This window comes from Mycobacterium neumannii (assembly GCF_048452905.1).
Lineage (GTDB): Bacteria > Actinomycetota > Actinomycetes > Mycobacteriales > Mycobacteriaceae > Mycobacterium > Mycobacterium neumannii_B.
This window is the reverse complement of sequence record NZ_JBCGVF010000006.1, coordinates 137,407-156,455: the sequence shown is the minus strand read 5'-3', so window position 1 is coordinate 156,455 and position 19,049 is coordinate 137,407. Positions and strand designations below refer to the sequence as shown.

The window sequence follows — 19,049 nt, the reverse complement described above, 5'->3', positions numbered from 1 at the left end:
CGCGGGCTCACGTCAGGGGAACTTGATCGCCGAGACGTACATGTCGATGATCGGCCGGTACAGGTCGACGTCGTCGAGCTCACTGCCGAGCACGATGGCGTCGCTGGTGGCGATCAGCACCTGGGCGAACGTCAACGGCGGGATCACCAGTGTTGCACCGAGCCGGTCGAGGCCGTCGACGATGAACTTCGCCAATGCCTCGACCACCTCGGTCCGCTTGCCGACGACGCGTTCTCGCGCATCCGGATTGCGCAGCAAGTACAGCGTGAACTCGTGACCGAGGGCGGCGTGTTCGGCGCCGCGGTCCCGGCTCAGCTGACGCCACCGCTGCGCGATCTCGTCGCGCTCGCGGGCCCCCACCTGTTTCGACGACGACATCACCTCGGCGAAGTTGTCGAAATAGCGCCGCCAGTAGCGGTCGCTGACGGCCAAAAACAGCTCCTCCTTGGTGGCGAAGTGTTTGTATATGGCGCCCTTCGTGTAACCGGCTTCATAGGCGATGTCGTCGACAGTGGCTGCCGTGAAGCCCTTTTCGGCGAACACGTCCTCGGCCGCGTCCAGCAGCAGGGACCGGGTGTGTTCGAGTCGCCGCTCCCGGGTCCACCGCTCCGCCATGCCGGAATTCTGCCATAAGAATCTGAGATCCCATTGAGTTCTCCAGATACCGACGGGTATATTTCTCGGGATCGCGATGACGAGGCGCGGTCGAGGAGGCGCGGTGAGCGAACTGTCGAACAAGCCATCCACTGAGTCGCTGAGCTCCGTGGGTCGACTCGAAGAGGCGTCGCCGCAGGCTTCGCGCCGAGTCAAGATCTGGGCGACGGCGGGCGGCCTGATCCTGGCACTTCAGGTCTACGTCTGGATCCGGTGGATCACCGGCCCGTACTTCACGCCGGTCGATCCCGGTCCGACGGAACCGCCGACCTTTATGAAGGTCGCGTTGATGATGTGGCAGATCGGCTCGCCGGTGCTCTTCCCGGTCGCCATCTGGTGGTTCATCATCCGGCCGTGGCGACGCGAACGCCGCATCACGTTGGACGGCATGATCATGGTGTCCACGGGCCTGTTCTTCTTTCAGGACCCGCTGCTGAACTACATCAACACTTGGTGCACCTATAACGCGTGGGCGTTCAACATGGGTTCGTGGGCCCCGCATGTTCCGGGTTGGCTCTCGCCCGAGAGGCCAGGCGCCCAGGTGGCAGAACCGTTGGGCATCAACGTTTCCGGATACGCGTACGGCGTGCTGCTGTGCACGATCCTGGGCTGCTGGGTCATGCGAAAGGCCCAGCAGCGCTGGCCGAACCTCGGCACCAAGGGTCTGATCGGCGTCGCTTTCGCGTGGGGTTTCGTGTTCGATTTCGTGATGGAGGGCCTGGTCCTGATGCCGCTGGGGATGTACACCTTCCCCGGTGCCATCCAGGCGCTGTCGATCAACGCGGGCACCTACTACCAGTGGCCGATCTACGAGGGCCTGATGTGGGGCGGCGTACAGGCCGCGCTGTGCTGCCTGCGGTTCTTCACCGACGACCGCGGCCGCACCGTCGTCGAGAAGGGACTCGACAACGTCCGGGGCGGATTCGCCAAACAGCAGTTCGTGCGTTTCCTCGCGATCTTCGCCGCCATCAGCGCATCGTTCTTCGTCTTCTACATCGTTCCCGCGCAGTTCATGGCGACCCATGCCGACCCGTGGCCCGAGGACGTCCAGAAGCGCTCCTACTTCACGTCGGGGCTGTGCGGCGACGGCACCGACCGGCCGTGCCCCGACCCGTCGCTGCCCATTCCGACCAGGCACTCGGGTTACATCAACACCGATGGCGAACTCGTGCTGCCCGAGGGCGTGGAGATGCCCGCGGTGGTGCCGCACGAGCGGAGCGAATGAGGTGTCGGCCAACAACCGCACGTCGACGCTCGAAAATCCCTCGCGAGCACCGTTTTACCGGTCGGTCGGCGATGAGGCCGAGGTGTTCCGCGCCGCGGCGCGGCGAGGTTCGCCGGTGCTGCTCAAGGGCCCCACCGGATGCGGTAAGACCCGGTTCGTCGAGGCGATGGCGCACGAACTGGGCCGCGAGTTGATCACCGTCGCCGGTCACGAGGACATGACGTCGGCCGACCTGGTGGGTCGGTTCCTGCTCAAGGGCGGCGAGACGGTCTGGGTGGACGGCCCATTGACCAGAGCCGTTCGGACGGGAGCGATCTGCTACCTCGACGAAATCGTCGAAGCACGCCAGGACACCACCGTCGTGATCCACCCGCTGGCCGACCACCGCCGTGCGCTCCCGGTCGACCGGCTGGGCACCACCCTGTCCGCGGCACCGGGATTCCAACTGGTGATCTCCTACAACCCCGGCTACCAGAGCGTGCTGAAGAACATCAAGGAGTCGACGCGCCAACGCTTCGTCGCGATCGAACTCGATTTCCCCCTGCCCGAGGTGGAGACCGAAATCGTCGCGCACGAGGCGGGAATCGACGCCGAAACGGCACGCACCCTGGTGGCGATCGGCAACGCGATCCGCGGCATCGACGGCTCACCGCTGCGCGAGGTGTCCTCGACGCGAATGCTCATCCTCGCCGGCGGCCTCGCCGCCGAGGGGCTCGCTCTGCGGCGCGCCGTGCAGGCCGCGATCGTGGAGGCGCTGTCCGACGACAAAGACGTGGTGCGCGCGCTCGGCGAACTCGTCGACGCACTGCTACCCAGCCCGTGAACGCCTCGGGCGCAGCCGAACTCGACCGGTTCCGGTTTCTGGCGACGTTCATCGCCGGTCGGCCAGTCGACCTCGCGGCCGCGCCGCAGGGCCAACCCGCCCACACCAACGGCACGGTCATCTTCGTCACCGGCAATGGTCCGGCAGAGCAGAATCGGCGCGAAGTGATGTTGCACAGCGCGCTCATCGGGGCGGGCAGCCTGCAGGAGCCACTGATCCGTCCGTTGCGTGCACGTCCGACTCTCGCGCGTCGCTACCTGGCAATCGAGGGTCACCGGGTGCTCGCCGAACTGGCCCGCCGGATGCCGCTGGCGGCGGCGCTCCAGCCCGAGAACCCGCACGGCTCCGCATCGGCCGCCGAGTCCCTCGAAATCGCCCGCAGCCGAACACGAGTCAGCGATCCGCCCATCTGGTTCGGCATCCTCAAACCGTCGGCGCTGCTGAGCACGGCCGAGTCGGGCGCCCGGGCCTCCGATGACGACCTGCGGTTCACACTCGATCCGGCCGTCGGACCGATGACCGACGACGACGATGACGAGGGGCCGTCGGAGGAAAGCAAGATCCTCAAAATGTTCGACAACCCGCTGTTCAACTCGAAGACGGTGGGGGACTTCCTGCGCAAGCTGCTCGGCACATCGGGGTCGTCCGGGAACAGCGCCGGCGGGGATCCACAGGCCGAAGCCGTACGGCGGGTCCGCGCGGCCGGGTCGCACGCCAGGCCGCTGCCCACCAAAATCCACTTCACCGGCGACGAACGCCCGGGCGCCGCGGTCGGGGTGGGCGGAGCGCTGCATCCCGAGTGGGACGTCTTCGGGCGCCGGTACCGGCCGGACTGGTGCCGGGTGATCGACTATCCGCTGACCACGCCCGCCGAGGTCGCCGCTGCCGCCGTCACCCCCGACGACGTCCTTCGCCGCCGTCTCTCCCGGATCGGGTTGGGCCCGAGGGTGTTACGACGCCGGCCCGACGGCGACGAACTCGACATCGAAGCCCTTGTCGACCTGTCCGTCGACCTACGTTCCGGCTTCTCCCCACCCGAGCACATTTTCTCCGAACACCGCAAGGTCGCCAGGAACCTCGGGGTGCTGATCCTGCTCGACGCGTCCGGTTCGGTGACCGACGCCGACCCGGACGGCCTTGCCGTGCACGAGCACCAGCGGCGGGCGGCCGCCACGCTGGCGGCGACGCTCGAGGAGCTCGGCGATCGGGTCGCGGTGTACGCGTTCCGGTCCCGCGGCCGGCACGCGGTTCACCTTCCGGCTGTCAAGAAATTCGATCAGCGCTTCGGGGCCGTGTGCCGTGCTCGCCTCAATCAACTGCAACCGTCGAACTACACCCGACTCGGCGCGGCGATCCGTGGCGCGGCCGAGATCCTCGAGCAGGAGGCGGGCACCCCCAACAAGCTGTTGCTCGTCCTGTCCGACGGCCACCCGTATGACGACGGTTACGAAGGCCGCTATGCGGAGGCCGATGCACACAAGGCACTCGAGGAACTGCGCGCCGACGGCATTGCCTGCCTGTGCCTTTCGATCGGTTCCTCCGCTGATGCCGATGCGCTTGACCGCGTCTTCGGTTCCGTCAGCCATGCCGGTGCCGCCTCGTTGGCCGAGCTGAGCCCACGGATCGACGAATTGTTCATGGCGTCTTTGAGGGAACTCGCCGCGCCCGCACCCCGCCGACACGCCTAGCGCGGCGGAAGGCCGAGCACCCGCTGCGCGATGATGTTGCGCTGAATCTCCGACGCGCCGCCCGAGATGGTCCCGGCATACGAGCTGATGTAGCGAGTGAACCAGTCGGCGGTGAAAAGGTCTGGGCTGTAGGGGTTGTACGGCGCGGTGAGCCCCGGGCTGCGCAGGCCATCTGCGCCGGCGGCATCGAGCGCATACCCCAGCGCCCTCTGTTCGGCTTCCGACCCGAACAGCTTCAACACCGAGACGCCGGGGATGTCGCGTTCACCTCGCGCCGCCTGACCGAGTGCGACGGAACCGAGCAGACGCAGCGCCTGATAGTCCATGGCGACCGTCGCATAGCGGTCCTGGTCCACCGCTCCCACCGGGCGAAAATCCTGCAGTAACTGGTCCAGCCGGTTGGCGAACGCCATCCACATCATGGTCCGCTCGTGGCCCAACGATCCGTTGGCCACGCGCCAACCTTCGTGCAGCGGACCGACGAGATTTTCTGCGGGCACCCGAACGCCGGAGAAGAACACCCCGTTGAAATCCAGGTCGTCACGGCTGTACACCGAGGCGAACGGCCTGCGCTCGACCCCGGAAAGGTCGGTGGGGATCAACAATGCGCTGATTCCCTTGTGTTTGGGCGCGTCCGGGTCGGTGCGCACGAACGCCAGGATGACGTCGGCGTCGTGGGCGCCCGACGTCCACACCTTCTGCCCGTCGACGACGAAATCCTCACCGTCGCGCACCGCTCGCGTGGCCAGCCCCGCCAGGTCCGAACCGGCTCCGGGTTCGCTCATACCCAGCGATGCGGTCATCTCGGCACGCAGAATCGGCACCGCCCACCGCTGCTTCTGCTCGTCGGTGCCGAAAGTCAGCAGCGACGCGGCGATGATTCCGACGCCCTGCGGATTGAAGGCGTGGTAGATCCGGCGGCGCGCCAGCTCCTCGCGGTGGACGAACTGTTCGAGCACGCCGGCGTTGCGGCCGCCGAATTCCGGCGGGTTTCCGGGTAACAGCCATCCGTGGTCGAACAGCAACCGCTGCCAACGGCGTGCCCACTGCGGCACGTGGGCCGTCGACCGGGAACGCTCCCCCGCGGCTTCGGCCTCCGACGGCAGGTGCTCGTCGAGGAAGGCGACGAACTCCGCGCGGAACGCCTCCACCTCGGCATCGAAGGTGAGCTGCACCCAGCCAACATATCAAGTACTTAACATTTAGGGTGTCGTGCGCTAAGACTTAAGGGATGCTCGACGGCGAGAAGATCCTGATCACCGGTGCCACCGGCAAGATCGCGTTTCCCCTGGCGCGGGAGTTGGCACGCAACAACGAGGTGTGGGGCGCGGCCCGGCTGCGCGAGCCCGCTGGCCGCGACCGGCTGAGCGCTGCCGGCGTCGTCCCGGTCGCCCTCGACGTCAGCGACGGCGACTTCTCGGCGCTCCCCGACGATTTCACCTATGTGTTCCACGCCGCGGTCGACCCCGGCGCCGGAGAGTGGGCCCGCTGCGTGGAGACGAACGCGCAGCGTTCGGGCGACCTGCTGCACCGGTACCGCGCCGCCAAGGGCTTCGTGTTCTGTTCGACCGGTTCGATCTACGCCTACCAGGGTCGGCGGCCACTGACCGAATCCGATCCGCCCGGGGTGCCGCTGCGGGCGAACTACAGCTTCTCCAAGATCGCCGCCGAGGCTGTCTGCACGTGGGTCGCCAGACAGAACGAGATTCCGTTGACGATCATCAGAATCTGTTCCACCTACGGGCCCGAAGGCGGCGCCCCCGCCGACCGTCTCGACGCGATGCTGGCCGGTAAACCGATTCGGTTGCACCCGGACCGGCCCAACAACTACAACCCCATCTACGAGGACGACTACGTCGCGTTGGGGATCAGGGCGATGGAGGCAGCCGACACGCCGCCGGTCGTGGTGAACTGGGCGGGCAGTGAGACGGTCAGCGTCGAGGAGTACTGCACCTACATGGGCGAACTGGTCGGTGTCGAACCGACTTTCGAGTACACACCCGATGCCCATACCCCGTTGTGGCCCGACGTCACCCACATGCACGACGTGCTGGGGCGCACGACGATCGGCTGGCGCGACGGTCTCCGCAGGATGATCGAGGCCCGCCACCCCGAAATTACGCTGCCACAGCCGGATTCGGTGTAGAGGAGGCGTCGATGCAATTGCCGGGCAGACCGTCGGACGAGGTTCCCGAGGTGCTCGCGAACGGTGACGGAAACATCACCACCATGTTCGTCTCGATGGCGCGGCGCCACCCCCACGGGGCGGACGCGGAATACCTGCGCTGGCACACCCTGGACCATCGCCCCGAACAGCACCGGATGTCGGCGGTGCGCGCATCCCTGCGCCTGGTGTCCACGCCGCAGTGCCGCGCCGCGCGAGGAAGGGGTGAAAGTTCCTACGATGCGATCGATCACGTGATGACGTACTTCTTCACCGGGGTCGAGGGCATGGAACCGTTCCTCGCGCTGTCCAGGGCGCTCGGCGATGCGGGCCGTAAGCTGCCGCTGCTGCCGCCCGTCGAACGCGGTGTCTACGATGTGCGGCAGCGCGCCGCGGCCGCTCGGATCAAGGCCGGCGCCGACGTGCTGCCGTGGTGGCCGAACCGGGGTGTGTATCTACTGTTGGAACGAGGCGCTGGCGCTCTTGACGAACTTGTGGATGTCGAGGGGGTGGCAGGAGCGTGGGCGGCGATGTCGCTGCCGGTCGAAGGCCGTCTGGCCAGCGCCCCTGCGGGACAGACGATCACGTACTGCTTCCTCGACGACGACCCCGTCGCGGTCGGGCAGCGGCTCCGGCCGGTCCTGCAGGCCCGGTGGAGCCGGGACGGCGTCGAACCGCTTTTCGCCGCACCGTTTCACAGCGTCGTCCCCTACGAATGGGACCGCTATGTGCCGTGACCGGAGGTATGGATGCGCATCGGGTTGATGGTCGGCTCCGACAAGGAGCGTTCCCGTGCCGAGCGGCTCGATGGGCTGATCGACGATGCAAGAGCCGCCGAGAAGCAGGGTTTCGCGACCTTCTGGATGCCGCAGGTGCCCGGTTATCTCGATGCGATGACCGCCGTGGCGTTGATCGGAAACGCCACCGACCGCATCGAAATCGGAACGGCCGTGGTGCCGATCCAGACCCGCCATCCGCTCATCATGGCCCAGCAGGCACTGACCACACAGATCGCCTGCGGCGGCCGATTCACGCTGGGGATCGGCCCGTCGCACCACTGGATCATCACCGACCAGCTCGGCCTGCCATACGACAAGCCCGCCCGGTTGGTGCGCGACTATCTCGAGGTGCTCGACGCGGCGTTCGGCGGACCGGGCACCACGGCCGTCGACAACGACACCTACCGCGTCCACAGCCCGGTCGACGTCACCGACGCCTTCACCGTGCCGGTGTTGGTGGCCGCGCTCGGACCGACGATGCTCCGGATCGCCGGTGAGCGCACCGGCGGGACCATCCTGTGGATGGCCGACGAACGCGCGATCGGCGACTACGTGGTGCCCCGCATCACGGCGGCGGCGAAAGGTGCGGGCCGCGAGGATGTTCGGGTCGTTGCCGGTGTCCCTGTCGCGCTCTGCGCCGACGGTGATGTCGACGATGCTCGGGCGTACGCCAGCGAGGTGCTCGGCCACGCCGACTTCTCCCCCAACTACGTACGCCTGCTCGAACACGGCGACGCCGAGGACGTCGGCGACACCATGGCGGTCGGCGACGAAGCGACGGTCGCGGCGCGACTGCGCCGCTACCGCGACGCCGGCGTCACCGATCTGGCGGCGCGGGTGGTTCCGCTCGGAGACGATGCCGCTCAACGCCAGGCGTCACGTCGGCGCACTCAGGAGTTCGTCGCCTCGCTGACTTCGGAATTCGCCTCGGGCGCATAGCTTCCCATGAACTCGATGGGAACCCCTCCCATCGTGCAGAAGAACAGGTCGACACCCGGCACACCGGTGTCCAGCATCGTGACGTCGTCGGCGAAGGCGCTGGCCCTCGCGCGTGTTTCGGCGAAGTCTGGGGCCATGAACGACAATGCGGCCAGCCCCTCGGGCACCACATCGCGGAGGTGCTCGGGAACGTCGAGCACCTCGATGAGCCCGGTGTCGCCGGTGCCCAGCATGGTGACCTCCGCCCCGTCCGACGCCGGCCATCCGAGCGTTCTCTCCAACACCTCACCGGGGACATGCATCTGAAACTGCACCGCCATCCCCATCACCTCGGTCAGAAACGCCGTGAAGGTGTGCGCGGAATGGCTGCGCACGACCACGTGGTGGAGGTTGGGCATGTCTTGCCTTTCGTAGGCCTACGACCCGAGCATGATGAGGCCGCCGTCGACGGCGACGAGTTGTCCTGTCATGAAATGTGACCCCTCGCTGCAGAAGAACACCAGCGCGGGGCCGAGATCGCCGACGGGGTCGCCGAGTGCTCCTCCGAGCGGAATCGATGTCTTGAGCTGTTCGTCCATGAACTCCGCGGCGGGACCGAGGAATTCGCGCAGCCGGTCAGCACCCGGCGTCTGTACCGCGGGCGCCAGCGCGATCACCGACACCTTCTCGGCGGCCCAGGCCCTGGCCGCCGAGCGGGTCCACGCGGCCACCGCTCCCTTCGTCGCCGCGTAAACCGCCGAGAGCGGGCTGCCCATCACCGCCTCGGCGGAGCCGAAGTTGATGATGCGGCCGCCACCGTCCGCGCGCATCACCGCGTATGCCGATTGATTGGTCAGGATCGTGGCCTTGACGTTGGTGTCGAACAGGGTGTCGATGTCGTCGGTGGTGATCTGACCGGGGATGCCCGGCTGCCACAGCCCGGCCGCATTCAGCAGTACGTCGAGCCCACCCATCTCCTCGGCAGCGGCTCGCACCGTCTCCTCGACTGCGTCGGCGTCACGCACGTCGCATTGCAGCCAGGACACGCCCGGCACGTCGGGAGGCGCCGTCGTGTGGCGGGTGGCCACTACGCGTGCACCCGCCTCGGTGAGCACGTGCACCGCCGCCGCGCCGATGCCTGTAGCCCCACCGGTCACCAAGATGCGCCTGCGGTTCAATGTCGCGACCACCCATAGATAGTTAGACAAACGTCAACTATTTGCAACCCACAATCGCCCTGTTACAGTGCCGGAGTGTCGAAGGTCAGCAGCGAGGTCATGGCTGACGGTGGTCAACGGCGCGCATCTTTCCAGCGGGCTCGATCGCATGAGACGAAGCGGGCGCTCGTGCAGGCGGCCATGGCGTTGTGGCGCACGAACGGCTATGCCAAGACGACCGTCGCCGACATCTGCCGGGCCGCGGGCGTGTCGAGAGGCCTGTTCTACTTCTACTTTCCCGCCAAGGAGGACATCCTCTTCGAGGTCGGCCTGTTGTCGACCCGGTCGGCGCAGCAGAAGGTGCGCACGCTGTTGCGCGCCGACTACGACGTCGAGACCGTCATCGCCGAGGCGCTGCGCAGCCTCGAACGGTCGATGGGGCGCAACCCGCGCGAACTGATCATCCAGACGATCTTGGAGGGCTACCGGCATGAGCACCGGATCCTCGCGGGTGAGTCAGTCGACGAGACCGCCGACGCCGACATGTTCGGCGAGCTCTTCACCCGGGCACAGCAAGACGGGAAAATCGGCGCGCATGTCGACATCGAACACCTCTCCCGCTTGGCGGGCATGCACGTCAGCGAAGGCGTCCGGCACTGGGCGAGCGGGAGTTTCGGTGACCGATCGTTCGCCGAGGTCGTGACCGACGACGTCGCGGCACTGATCGCCGGATTCAACTCGAGAAAGGGGCCGGGATGAGGATCCCGGTGGAGTGCGCGTAGGGCGTCGCATTCGACTGATACCTGAACAAAGAGAAAGGAGACCACGATGTCGTGGGATTTCGAGACCGACCCCGAGTACCAGAAGGTGCTCGACTGGGCCGACGAATTCGTCAGGGAGGAGGTCGAACCGCTCGACTTGGCGTTTCCCGATCAGCAGTTCGTTCCTTTGGACGCCAACCGCCGCAAGGTGATCGACCCGCTCAAGGACGAAGTGCGCCGACGGGGTCTGTGGGCCACCCACCTCGGTCCCGAACTCGGCGGACAGGGTTACGGACAGCTCAAGCTCGCGCTGCTCAACGAGATCCTCGGCCGCTCCCAGTGGGCGCCGATCGTATTCGGTTGTCAGGCGCCCGATACCGGCAACGCCGAGATCATCGCGCACTACGGGACCGAGGCGCAAAAGGAGCGCTACCTGCGCCCGCTACTCGACGGCGAGATCTTCTCGTGTTACTCGATGACCGAACCGCACGCCGGCGCCGACCCGACACTGTTCAACACCACCGCGGTCCGTGACGGCGACGACTGGGTGATCAACGGCTGGAAGTTCTTCTCCTCCAACGCCAGAACCGCGTCGTTTCTGATCGTCATGGTCGTCACCAACCCCGACGTGAGCGCCTATCAGGGTATGTCGATGTTCCTGGTGCCGACCGACACACCGGGCGTCAACATCGTCCGCAACGTCGGACTGCACGGCGAGCGTGACGACGAAGGCTCGCATGCGCTCATCCACTACGACAACGTGCGGGTGCCCGCCGATGCGCTGCTGGGCGGCGAAGGCCAGGCATTCGTCATCGCCCAGACCCGCCTCGGCGGCGGCCGTATCCACCACGCGATGCGCACGATCGGACTCTCGCGCAAAGCGCTCGACATGATGTGTGAACGCGCGCTGAGCCGGGAAACCCAGGGCAGCAGGCTGTCCGAGAAACAGTTCGTTCAGGGCTACATCGCCGACTCTTACGCACAGCTGTTGCAGTTCCGGCTGATGGTGCTCTACACCGCGTGGGAGATCGACAAGTACAACGACTACAAGAAGGTCCGCAAGGACATCGCCGCGGTCAAGGTCGTGATGCCGACGGTGCTGCACGATATCGCTTGGCGCGCAATGCAAGTCCACGGTGCGCTGGGCGTCACCAACGAGATGCCGTTCCTGGGCATGGTGACCGGCGCCGCGGTGATGGGCCTGGCCGACGGTCCGACCGAGGTGCACAAGGCGACGGTGGCCAAGCAGGTGCTGCGCGACTATGCGCCCAGCACCGACACATGGCCGAGCGAGTGGATCCCGGCCAAGCGGGAGAAGGCCAGGGCCAAGTTCGCTGAGTATCTAGACCATGAAGTGGGGAATCTGTGAGCGAGAACGCGATAGACGTTGCGCGCCTGACCGACTGGATGGACGCGGCCGAACTACCCGGCAAGGGTGAGCCGCTGCAGACCCGGTTCCTGTCGGGCGGCACCCAGAACGTCATCTACGAATTGCGCCGCGGCGAACACAGCTGTGTGCTTCGGATGCCGCCGCCCGGCGCCCCTGCTGACCGCGACAAGGGAATCCTGCGAGAGTGGCGCATCATCGAGGCGCTCGACGGCACCGACGTGCCACATACCGAGGCCGTCGCGGTATGTGAGGACGCCGCGGTGCTCGGTCGGCCCTTCTACCTGATGGGGTTCGTCGACGGATGGTCGCCGATGGACCTCGACGACCGCAAGTGGCCCGAGCCGTTTGACTCCGACCTCTCCGCCCGCGGGGAGCTGGCCTATCAACTCGCCGAGGGCATCGCGCTGCTGTCCCAAGTGGACTGGAAGGCCAAGGGACTGCATGATCTGGGGCGGCCCGACGGCTTCCACGAACGCCAGGTCGATCGCTGGACCGCGTTCTTCGAGCGCATCAAGGGCCGCGAGATCGACGGCCTCGACGTCGCCACCGACTGGCTGCGCACACATCGGCCGCTGGACTACGTCCCCGGATTGATGCACGGCGACTATCAGTTCGCCAACGTGATGTATCGGCACGGCGCGCCCGCTCGGCTCGCGGCGATCGTGGACTGGGAGATGGGCACCGTCGGAGACCCGAAGCTGGACTTGGGCTGGATGGTGCAGAGCTGGCCCGAGGACACCGCGGCGCCGACGGATTCGGAGATGGGTTACGTCGACATGCGGGGAATGCCCTCGCGCGCAGACGTCGTCGCGCACTATGCGAAGGTCTCCGGGCGCCAGGTCAACGATCTCGACTACTACCTGGTGCTGGCGAAGTGGAAGCTGGCGATCGTGCTCGAGCAGGGTTTCCAACGCGCGGGCGACAACGAGAAGCTGCTCGCCTACGGTCCGGTCATCGTCGAACTGATGCGTTCGGCCGCCGAGCTGGCCGAATCCAGCGACTACCGGTGACGCGGCGGGTGCCCGCCCAAATCAGCTGGCGGGCACCAGGTCCGCGGCCACTGACACCATCATCCCGCAGCGGAACATCTCACTGTCGCCGACCTCGGCGACTGCGGGATCACCGGCTGCGGCCAGCGCCTTGGCCTTGAACGCCCTGGCCGCCGCGCTCAGGCGGTGCTCGACCGAATCGACACTGCTGTCGAGTTCTGCGGGCACCCGCTCGCCCCACAGGATCACCTCGGTCGCGCCCTGATCGAGTGCGTTGCGCACGTGCTGGAGGACACGCGCGTCGCGGTCGATCAGGTTCGCCGCGGCAGCGACGGTCTGGGGATGCGGCCGTTCCTCCCAGGCCGCGAGGACCGTTTCCAGGTCGAGGGTCTCGGCTCCGAGAATCGTCAGCGGGCGAACGTCTTCGCCGCCACCGACGAGCACGGTGACGTCCCACCCGGCCATCACCCGGTCGTAGATCCAGCCGCCGGCAGACTTCACCGCGTCCGACACCGTCGGGGCGACGATGTCGAGCCGGTACCTCATGTCGAGCTCCGCGGCGCCAACTCGCGCCCCAGCGACTCGGCGTACCCCTTGAACACCTCGGCCAATTGAATCGATGGGTCGAGTAACCATAGGGTCTCCATTCCATAGGTGAACGCGAGGATTTCCACGGCCTTGGTGGCCGGGTCGAGGTCTTGGCGATACTTTCCGCTGCGCTGACCGCGTTCGATGATCGCGGTGATGATGTCGACCGCGTCGCGGTAACGCTTGACCAGGCGGTCGTGCAGAGGCGCGTCGGGCGCGATGTTCTCCACCAGCAGCACGGTGAAGGTCCCGACGAGCTCGGGCGCGCGCTCGAAGCGTTCGGGGACCCGGCCGAGTTCGGTGACCAGATCACCCGAGCGGTAGTCGGCGTGGATCGCGTCGTCGGCGTCACGGGCGTCGAGCACCGCGTTGAGCAGCTGCTCTTTGGACTCGAAGTGGTGCAGCAGACCGGCGGGCGTGACCCCGGCTTCCTTGGCGATCAGGGCCAGCGAGGTGTTGCGCCACCCGTTGCGCGCGAGCAGGCGTTCGGCCACCGCCAGGATGCGCTGACGACGATCCTCGCCCTTGGCGAGGAGCGTGGCATACGGCCGCGCGGGCTCCGTGGCGGACACCGAACTCCTTCGTTCAACCAACCTAGTGAACACACAGTAGGTAGGTTTGGGCGCTGTGACAAGCGTCTCAGCCAAATTGGGTTTAGACCGCCGTCACATCGCCAGGTCAGCGCGTGTTTCGGGCGCAATCCGCCGTCCCCGCGCCGGGTTTCCTATCGTCGCGTGAACTCGATGTGCAGCTCGGTCAGCCCGCGCAGCAAAAACGTCGGCTCGTAGGAGTAGCGGCGCTCACCGGATGGACCGTGGACCGCCTCGCTGATCCGGATGTCGCGCATCCGCACGAGCAACCTCTGCACGGTGATGCGGCCCTCCACCCGGGCCAGGGGCGCGCCCGCGCAGGAGTGGATTCCACGACCGAACGCGATGTGCTCGCGCACGTTCTTGCGGTCCGGGCGGAACTCGTGGGGATCGTCGAATTTGCGCGGATCCCGATTGGCCGCGCCGAGGCACAGCATCACGATCGTGCCCGCCTTGAGCGGCACCCCGCCCAGCGTCGTGCTCTTGCGGACGAGCCGGAAGTCGACCTTGGTCGGCGAGTGCATGCGCAGCGCCTCTTCGATGAACGCCGGAATCCGCTCGGGGTGTTCGCGCAGCATCTGCTGGAAGTCCGGCCGGTCTCCGAGGGTCTGCACCGCCGCGCTGAGCAGCTTGGTGACGGTCTCCTGCCCCGCGGCGAACAGGAACGTGGCCGGCTTGACGACCTCGATCAGCTCCGGTGTCGAACCGTCGGGGTACACCGCGGTCGCCATCCCCGACAGCACGTCGCCGCGCGGTTGGCGGCGGCGCTCGGCGAGATAGCCGGCGAACTTGTCGTCGAGATACTGCAGCGGGTCCCGCCCCACCGGGGCGCCGTCGAGCGCGCCGACGCGGGTGCCGTAGCGCTCCTCGACCCCGAGCGCGGCCAGGAACTCGGGCCGGTCCTCGTCGGGCACGCCGAGCAGGTCGATGATCGCCGACGTGGCGAAGGGTTTGGCGTACTCCGAGAGGAACTCGCACTGCCCCTCAGAGGATTCCGGGCCCATGATCTGGTCGATCTGGCTGTCGACCAGCTGCCACATGTAGTCCTCGTTCTCCTTGAGCCGGCGCGGCGTCAGGAGCTTGGTCAACAGCGACCGGGCTCGTTCGTGGGCCGGCGGGTCCATCACGACCATGTGCTCGTAGATGGGAAACAGGTGGCGGTGCGCCTCGATCTGCTCGGTGATGTCGTCACCTTCGGGGACGAACGGCAGCGGCGGGAACGGCCCGCCGATCGCGTTCACCGCCGAGAAGGAATCGTGATCCTTGAAGGCCGCCACCACTTCGGCGTAACCGGTGACGGCGACGACGCCGTAGTTCGGTTCCCGAAACACCGGGCCCTGCTCGCGAAGGTGGTCCCAGTAGTCATAGGGATCCTGACTGATCGCGTGGTCGGAGAAGTAGTCCACCGAGGCGAGATCGGTCATCGACGGCCGTCCTTTCGGTCCTGGCGCCCGTAGCCAGTCTGATCGATCGATCAAACTGTTAGGATGCGCCATGCCTATCACGGGTCGTGACAGAGGGTCAAGCATTCGGACGGAGGGGCGCGCCGGGAACGCCAAGCGAGCCGAGGTCGGGGCGCGCCAGCGACTCATCGAGGCCACCGCGAAGATCATGCGCGACGAGGGCTATGCCGCCGCGACGTCACGACGCGTGGCGGCCGAGGCCGGGGTCAAACAAGCGCTGGTCTACTACTACTTCCCCACGATGGATGACCTGTTCGTCGAGGTGTTGCGGGCCGGCGCCGAGGCGTCCCTGGAGAACATGCGCTCCGCGCTCACCGATGACGACCCGTTGCACACGCTGTGGCTGATCAACAGCGATTTGCGAAGGACGATCCTGAACACCGAGTTCATGGCACTGGCCAACCACCGCAAGGTGATTCGTACGGAGCTGAAGGCCTACGCGGAGCGCGTGCGCGACATCGAGACCGCCGCGGTCACCGTGGCCCTGCGGGCCAACGGTGTCGATCTCGACGACTACCCGCCGGTCGCCGTTTCGATGTTGATCGTGCAGATCGCGCGCAGCCTGTGCAACGAGGACGCGGTCGGCCTCACGCTCGGACACGACGAGATGCGCGACTTCATGCAGCGCTGGATGCAATCGCTGAAGGAGTCGTTGACCGCGGGCGGATCGCTACCTCCGCCCGGCTGAGCTCGCACATCGACCGGCGGTACCGCGACACGCGATCCCTCCGCCTCGCGGGCCCGACTGTTGACACGTGGGCCGATCGGTGCCACGATCCTGATCGATCGACCAAACTATTCGAGCAGCCAGAAGGTGGACACATGGGTGGACGAGTCGAGGGCAAAGTCGCGTTCGTGACCGGCGCGGCGCGGGGCCAGGGCCGCAGCCACGCGGTGCGCCTCGCCGCGGAGGGTGCCGACATCATCGCCGTGGACGTCTGCAAGCAGATCTCCAGCAACGACGACATCCCATGGGCCACACCGGACGACCTCGCCGAAACGGCCGACCTCGTCAAGAACCTGAACCGCCGCATCGTCACCGCCGAGGTCGACGTGCGTGACTACGACGCTCTCAAGGCGGTCGTCGACGGGGGCGTCGAACAGTTGGGCCGGCTGGACATCGTGGTCGCCAATGCCGGCATCGGCAACGGCGGGGCAACGCTGGACAAGACCAGCGAAGACGATTGGCGCGACATGATCGACGTCAATCTCTCTGGTGTGTGGAAGACCGTCAAAGCCGCTGTCCCCCATCTGCTCTCCGCAGGGCACGGCGGTTCGATCATCCTCACCAGCTCGGTCGGTGGCCTCAAGCCCTACCCCCATACCGGCCATTACATCGCCGCCAAGCACGGCGTGATCGGCCTGATGCGCACATTCGCGGTCGAACTCGGTCAGCACTCAATCCGGGTCAACGCCGTCTGCCCCACGAATGTGAACACACCGCTGTTCATGAACGAGGGAACCATGAAGCTGTTCCGGCCCGACCTCGAGAATCCCGGACCCGACGATCTCGCCGTCGCCGCACAGTTCATGCATGTGCTCCCCGTCGGCTGGGTGGAGCCCGAGGATGTCAGTAACGCCGTGTTGTTCCTGGCCTCGGACGAATCCCGCTACATCACAGGTCTTCCGGTCACGATCGACGCGGGCAGCATGCTGAAGTAGCCGGGCAATTCGGGTGGAGTCGCTAGCGTGTACTGCAATCGATCACACCCAATTCACGTGAGTGGAGTCCTGAGTGAAACTCGTCTTCAACCTTCCGCACATGCTGCGGCTCAAGGCCATGATGCAGCCGTGGGAAGCATCGGTGACCGGTGCCGACCAGACGCGGATGGCCAAGTGCGCCGACGAGTGGGGTTACGACATGATCGCCGTGCCCGAGCATTTCGCGATTCCCAACGATCACGTCGAACTGTCCGGACCGCATTATCTGCAGTCCACCGTGGCTCAGGCGTATCTCGCCGGGGCAACACAGCGGATCATGCTCAATTCGTGCATCACGGTACTGCCGCTGCAACACCCGATCGTGTTGGCGAAGTCGCTGGCCACCGCCGACTGGATGAGCAGCGGCCGCATGATGGTGACGTTCGGCGTGGGCTGGCTGGAACGCGAATTCGAACTCCTCGGTGTGCCCTTCCGTGAACGTGGCCGCATCGCCGACGAGTATCTGGCTGCGATTGTCGAACTGTGGACCAGTGAATCGCCGAGCTTCGACGGCAAGTATGTGTCCTTCGATGACATCGCCTTCGAGCCCAAGCCGATCCAGAAGCCGCATCTGCCGATCTGGATCGGCGGCGATGCGGACGCGGCACTGCGCCGGGCGGCGAAGTACGCCTCGGGATGGTGGTCATTCCTCACGCCGCCCGACAAGATCGCCGAGCGCCTCGACTTCATCAAGTCCCAACCTGGCTACGACGGTCGGCCATTCGACGTGGTGCACGGGCTGGGCACGAATCGGGTCGGCGAGGGCCATACCGTGCAAGACGACCCCGAGGGCCGACCGGGCATGAGTGCGGCCGAGATCGTCGACCGGCTCGGTTGGCTCGCGCAGCAGGGCGTCACCGTGAGCGCTGTGCCCCTGCCGCCGGTGTCCGGGGTCGACGAGTATCTCGACTACGCCCAATGGGTGGTCGAGGAGATCAAACCGCAGCTGCCCTAGTGGTTTACAGGCCCAGCGACTTGGCGATGATCACCTTCATCACCTCGCTGGTGCCCGCGTAGATGCGGGCCACCCGGGCGTCGGTGTACAGCCGAGCGATCGGATACTCCATCATGTAGCCGTAGCCGCCGAACAACTGCAGGCAGCGGTCCACCACCCGCTGCTGCATCTCGGTGCAGAACAGTTTCACGCGGGCCGCATCCGCGCCGGACAACTCGCCGTCGACATGCAGGGCCACAGCGCGATCCAGCATCGCCTGTGCGGCCTCCACCTCCGCCGAGCAGGCCGCCAACTCGAACTTCGTGTTCTGGAACGACGCCACCGGTGTGCCGAACGCCTTGCGGCTCTTGGTGTAATCGATGGCGGCGGCGATCGCCGAGCGTGCCTGCGCGACCGATCCGACGGCGACGGTGAGCCGCTCCTGAGGCAGATTGTGGCCCAGGTAGCTGAACGCCTCGCCTTCTTCGCCCAGCATGTTGGTCGCGGGTACGCGGACGTCGACGAATGAGAGTTCGGCGGTGTCCTGCACCTTGCAGCCCATCTTCTCCAACTCACGGCCCCGGGTGAACCCGGGCATCCCGTCCTCGACGACGAACAGCGTGAGCCCCTTGCGCCGGTTGTCCGGGTCGGTCGAGGTCCGCGCGACGACGATTACGAGGTCGGCCTGCATACCGCCGGTGATGAACGTCTTGGCGCCGTTGAGGATCCAGTGGGGGCCTTCCGAATCAACATCGCGGACCGCGGTGGTGCGCACACCGGCAAGGTCGGATCCGGTGCCCGGTTCGGTCATCGCGACGGCGGTCAGCAGCTCCCCGGCGGCAAGGCCGGGAAACCACCGCTTGCGTTGCTCTTCGTTCGCGTAGTGCAGGAAGTACGGGAGGATCACCTCGAGCTGGGTGCGCACGGTCGACAGCGTGACCAGTGCGCGTGCCGCCTCCTCCTGCAGCACGACGTTGTAGCGATAGTCGGGGGTGCCACCTCCGCCGTACTCCTCGGGAATGGCCATCCCGAGCATGCCCAGCGACCCCATCTGCTTGAACACCTCGCGAGGCATGCGGCCGCCCTTCTCCCACTCGGGATAGTGCGGGACCACTTCCTTTTCGACGAAGTCACGGGCGAGTTCGCGGAACGCCTCATGGTCTTCGGTGAACATGGTTCTCTGCACGCGGGTCCTCCCGTGGAATCAGTGCTTACTGCGTCAGCA

20 protein-coding genes are annotated in these 19,049 nt (G+C 66.4%); 12 read left to right on the top strand and 8 right to left on the bottom strand.

Annotation, left to right across the window (positions count from 1 at the left end):
* Nucleotides 1-12: 12 nt before the first annotated feature.
* A complete protein-coding gene (locus tag AAHH99_RS18520) occupies nt 13-615 on the bottom strand; it encodes a TetR/AcrR family transcriptional regulator (RefSeq protein WP_064350263.1) in 603 nt (200 codons plus the stop codon).
* A gap of 103 nt (nt 616-718) precedes the next feature.
* On the opposite strand from AAHH99_RS18520, the gene AAHH99_RS18515 reads away from it, so the two are divergent.
* The 3 genes from AAHH99_RS18515 to AAHH99_RS18505 are packed head-to-tail and all read left to right on the top strand — an operon-like array spanning nt 719 to nt 4,390.
* Entirely contained in the window at nt 719-1,879 is a 1,161-nt protein-coding gene (locus tag AAHH99_RS18515) for a spirocyclase AveC family protein (protein ID WP_418770009.1), read from the top strand.
* Between the two features lies 1 nt (nt 1,880).
* Nucleotides 1,881-2,702: a CbbQ/NirQ/NorQ/GpvN family protein gene (locus AAHH99_RS18510; protein WP_418770008.1), complete on the top strand. Its 822-nt coding sequence runs from the start codon at nt 1,881-1,883 to the stop codon at nt 2,700-2,702.
* Nucleotides 2,699-4,390: a nitric oxide reductase activation protein NorD gene (locus AAHH99_RS18505; protein ID WP_418770007.1), complete on the top strand. Its 1,692-nt coding sequence runs from the start codon at nt 2,699-2,701 to the stop codon at nt 4,388-4,390. Before AAHH99_RS18510 ends, AAHH99_RS18505 begins: the two co-directional genes overlap by 4 nt.
* On the opposite strand, the gene AAHH99_RS18500 is transcribed toward AAHH99_RS18505, so the two are convergent.
* Nucleotides 4,387-5,565, bottom strand: coding sequence for an acyl-CoA dehydrogenase family protein (locus AAHH99_RS18500; RefSeq protein WP_418770006.1), 1,179 nt, complete (start codon nt 5,563-5,565; stop codon nt 4,387-4,389). The two genes, AAHH99_RS18505 and AAHH99_RS18500, sit on opposite strands and share 4 nt — an antisense overlap.
* Nucleotides 5,566-5,621: 56 nt before the next feature.
* Here AAHH99_RS18500 and AAHH99_RS18495 point away from each other — a divergent pair, with 56 nt between their 5' ends.
* From AAHH99_RS18495 to AAHH99_RS18485, 3 genes are read left to right on the top strand one after another with little or no spacing between them, the layout of a single operon-like run.
* Nucleotides 5,622-6,536 (top strand): NAD-dependent epimerase/dehydratase family protein, encoded by a 915-nt coding sequence (locus tag AAHH99_RS18495; RefSeq protein ID WP_418770005.1) that lies wholly within the window; start codon nt 5,622-5,624, stop codon nt 6,534-6,536.
* Between the two features lie 11 nt (nt 6,537-6,547).
* Complete coding sequence (locus AAHH99_RS18490) at nt 6,548-7,291, top strand: hypothetical protein (protein WP_418770004.1); 744 nt, start codon at nt 6,548-6,550, stop codon at nt 7,289-7,291.
* A gap of 12 nt (nt 7,292-7,303) precedes the next feature.
* Nucleotides 7,304-8,272 (top strand): LLM class F420-dependent oxidoreductase, encoded by a 969-nt coding sequence (locus AAHH99_RS18485; protein ID WP_418770003.1) that lies wholly within the window; start codon nt 7,304-7,306, stop codon nt 8,270-8,272.
* Here AAHH99_RS18485 and AAHH99_RS18480 read toward each other — a convergent pair.
* Complete coding sequence (locus tag AAHH99_RS18480; RefSeq protein WP_418770002.1) at nt 8,224-8,670, bottom strand: VOC family protein; 447 nt, start codon at nt 8,668-8,670, stop codon at nt 8,224-8,226. The genes AAHH99_RS18485 and AAHH99_RS18480 overlap by 49 nt on opposite strands.
* Nucleotides 8,671-8,688: 18 nt before the next feature.
* Entirely contained in the window at nt 8,689-9,441 is a 753-nt protein-coding gene (locus AAHH99_RS18475) for an SDR family NAD(P)-dependent oxidoreductase (protein WP_418770001.1), read from the bottom strand.
* Nucleotides 9,442-9,528: 87 nt separating this feature from the next.
* Here AAHH99_RS18475 and AAHH99_RS18470 point away from each other — a divergent pair, with 87 nt between their 5' ends.
* From AAHH99_RS18470 to AAHH99_RS18460, 3 genes are all read left to right on the top strand, one after another.
* Nucleotides 9,529-10,167, top strand: a complete 639-nt coding sequence (locus AAHH99_RS18470) for a TetR/AcrR family transcriptional regulator (RefSeq protein ID WP_418770269.1) — start codon at nt 9,529-9,531, stop codon at nt 10,165-10,167.
* Nucleotides 10,168-10,236: 69 nt separating this feature from the next.
* Nucleotides 10,237-11,538 carry an acyl-CoA dehydrogenase family protein gene (locus AAHH99_RS18465; RefSeq protein ID WP_064414607.1) on the top strand — a complete coding sequence of 434 codons (1,302 nt, stop codon included), beginning with the start codon at nt 10,237-10,239 and terminating at the stop codon, nt 11,536-11,538.
* Between the two features lie 38 nt (nt 11,539-11,576).
* On the top strand, nt 11,577-12,569 hold the full coding sequence (locus AAHH99_RS18460) for a phosphotransferase family protein (protein WP_418770268.1): 993 nt from the start codon (nt 11,577-11,579) through the stop codon (nt 12,567-12,569).
* Between the two features lie 21 nt (nt 12,570-12,590).
* Here the strand turns inward: AAHH99_RS18460 and AAHH99_RS18455 are convergent, their stop codons facing one another.
* The 3 genes from AAHH99_RS18455 to AAHH99_RS18445 all read right to left on the bottom strand — a co-directional run bounded on the left by AAHH99_RS18455 (nt 12,591) and on the right by AAHH99_RS18445 (nt 15,150).
* Nucleotides 12,591-13,094 (bottom strand): hypothetical protein, encoded by a 504-nt coding sequence (locus AAHH99_RS18455; protein ID WP_418770000.1) that lies wholly within the window; start codon nt 13,092-13,094, stop codon nt 12,591-12,593.
* On the bottom strand, nt 13,091-13,708 hold the full coding sequence (locus tag AAHH99_RS18450) for a TetR/AcrR family transcriptional regulator (protein WP_064414604.1): 618 nt from the start codon (nt 13,706-13,708) through the stop codon (nt 13,091-13,093). Before AAHH99_RS18450 ends, AAHH99_RS18455 begins: the two co-directional genes overlap by 4 nt.
* Before the next feature lie 152 nt (nt 13,709-13,860).
* Nucleotides 13,861-15,150, bottom strand: a complete 1,290-nt coding sequence (locus AAHH99_RS18445) for a cytochrome P450 (RefSeq protein ID WP_418769999.1) — start codon at nt 15,148-15,150, stop codon at nt 13,861-13,863.
* Nucleotides 15,151-15,220: 70 nt separating this feature from the next.
* On the opposite strand from AAHH99_RS18445, the gene AAHH99_RS18440 reads away from it, so the two are divergent.
* The 3 genes from AAHH99_RS18440 to AAHH99_RS18430 all read left to right on the top strand — a co-directional run bounded on the left by AAHH99_RS18440 (nt 15,221) and on the right by AAHH99_RS18430 (nt 17,845).
* Nucleotides 15,221-15,877, top strand: a complete 657-nt coding sequence (locus tag AAHH99_RS18440) for a TetR/AcrR family transcriptional regulator (protein ID WP_418769998.1) — start codon at nt 15,221-15,223, stop codon at nt 15,875-15,877.
* A 134-nt stretch (nt 15,878-16,011) separates the two neighbouring features.
* Nucleotides 16,012-16,851, top strand: coding sequence for a mycofactocin-coupled SDR family oxidoreductase (locus tag AAHH99_RS18435; protein WP_064350249.1), 840 nt, complete (start codon nt 16,012-16,014; stop codon nt 16,849-16,851).
* A gap of 73 nt (nt 16,852-16,924) precedes the next feature.
* The gene (locus AAHH99_RS18430) at nt 16,925-17,845 is read left to right on the top strand and encodes a TIGR03619 family F420-dependent LLM class oxidoreductase (RefSeq protein WP_418769997.1); all 921 of its coding nucleotides are present in this window, start codon (nt 16,925-16,927) and stop codon (nt 17,843-17,845) included.
* A gap of 4 nt (nt 17,846-17,849) precedes the next feature.
* On the opposite strand, the gene AAHH99_RS18425 is transcribed toward AAHH99_RS18430, so the two are convergent.
* Nucleotides 17,850-19,010, bottom strand: coding sequence for an acyl-CoA dehydrogenase family protein (locus tag AAHH99_RS18425; protein WP_418769996.1), 1,161 nt, complete (start codon nt 19,008-19,010; stop codon nt 17,850-17,852).
* Between the last annotated feature and the right edge of the window lie 39 nt (nt 19,011-19,049).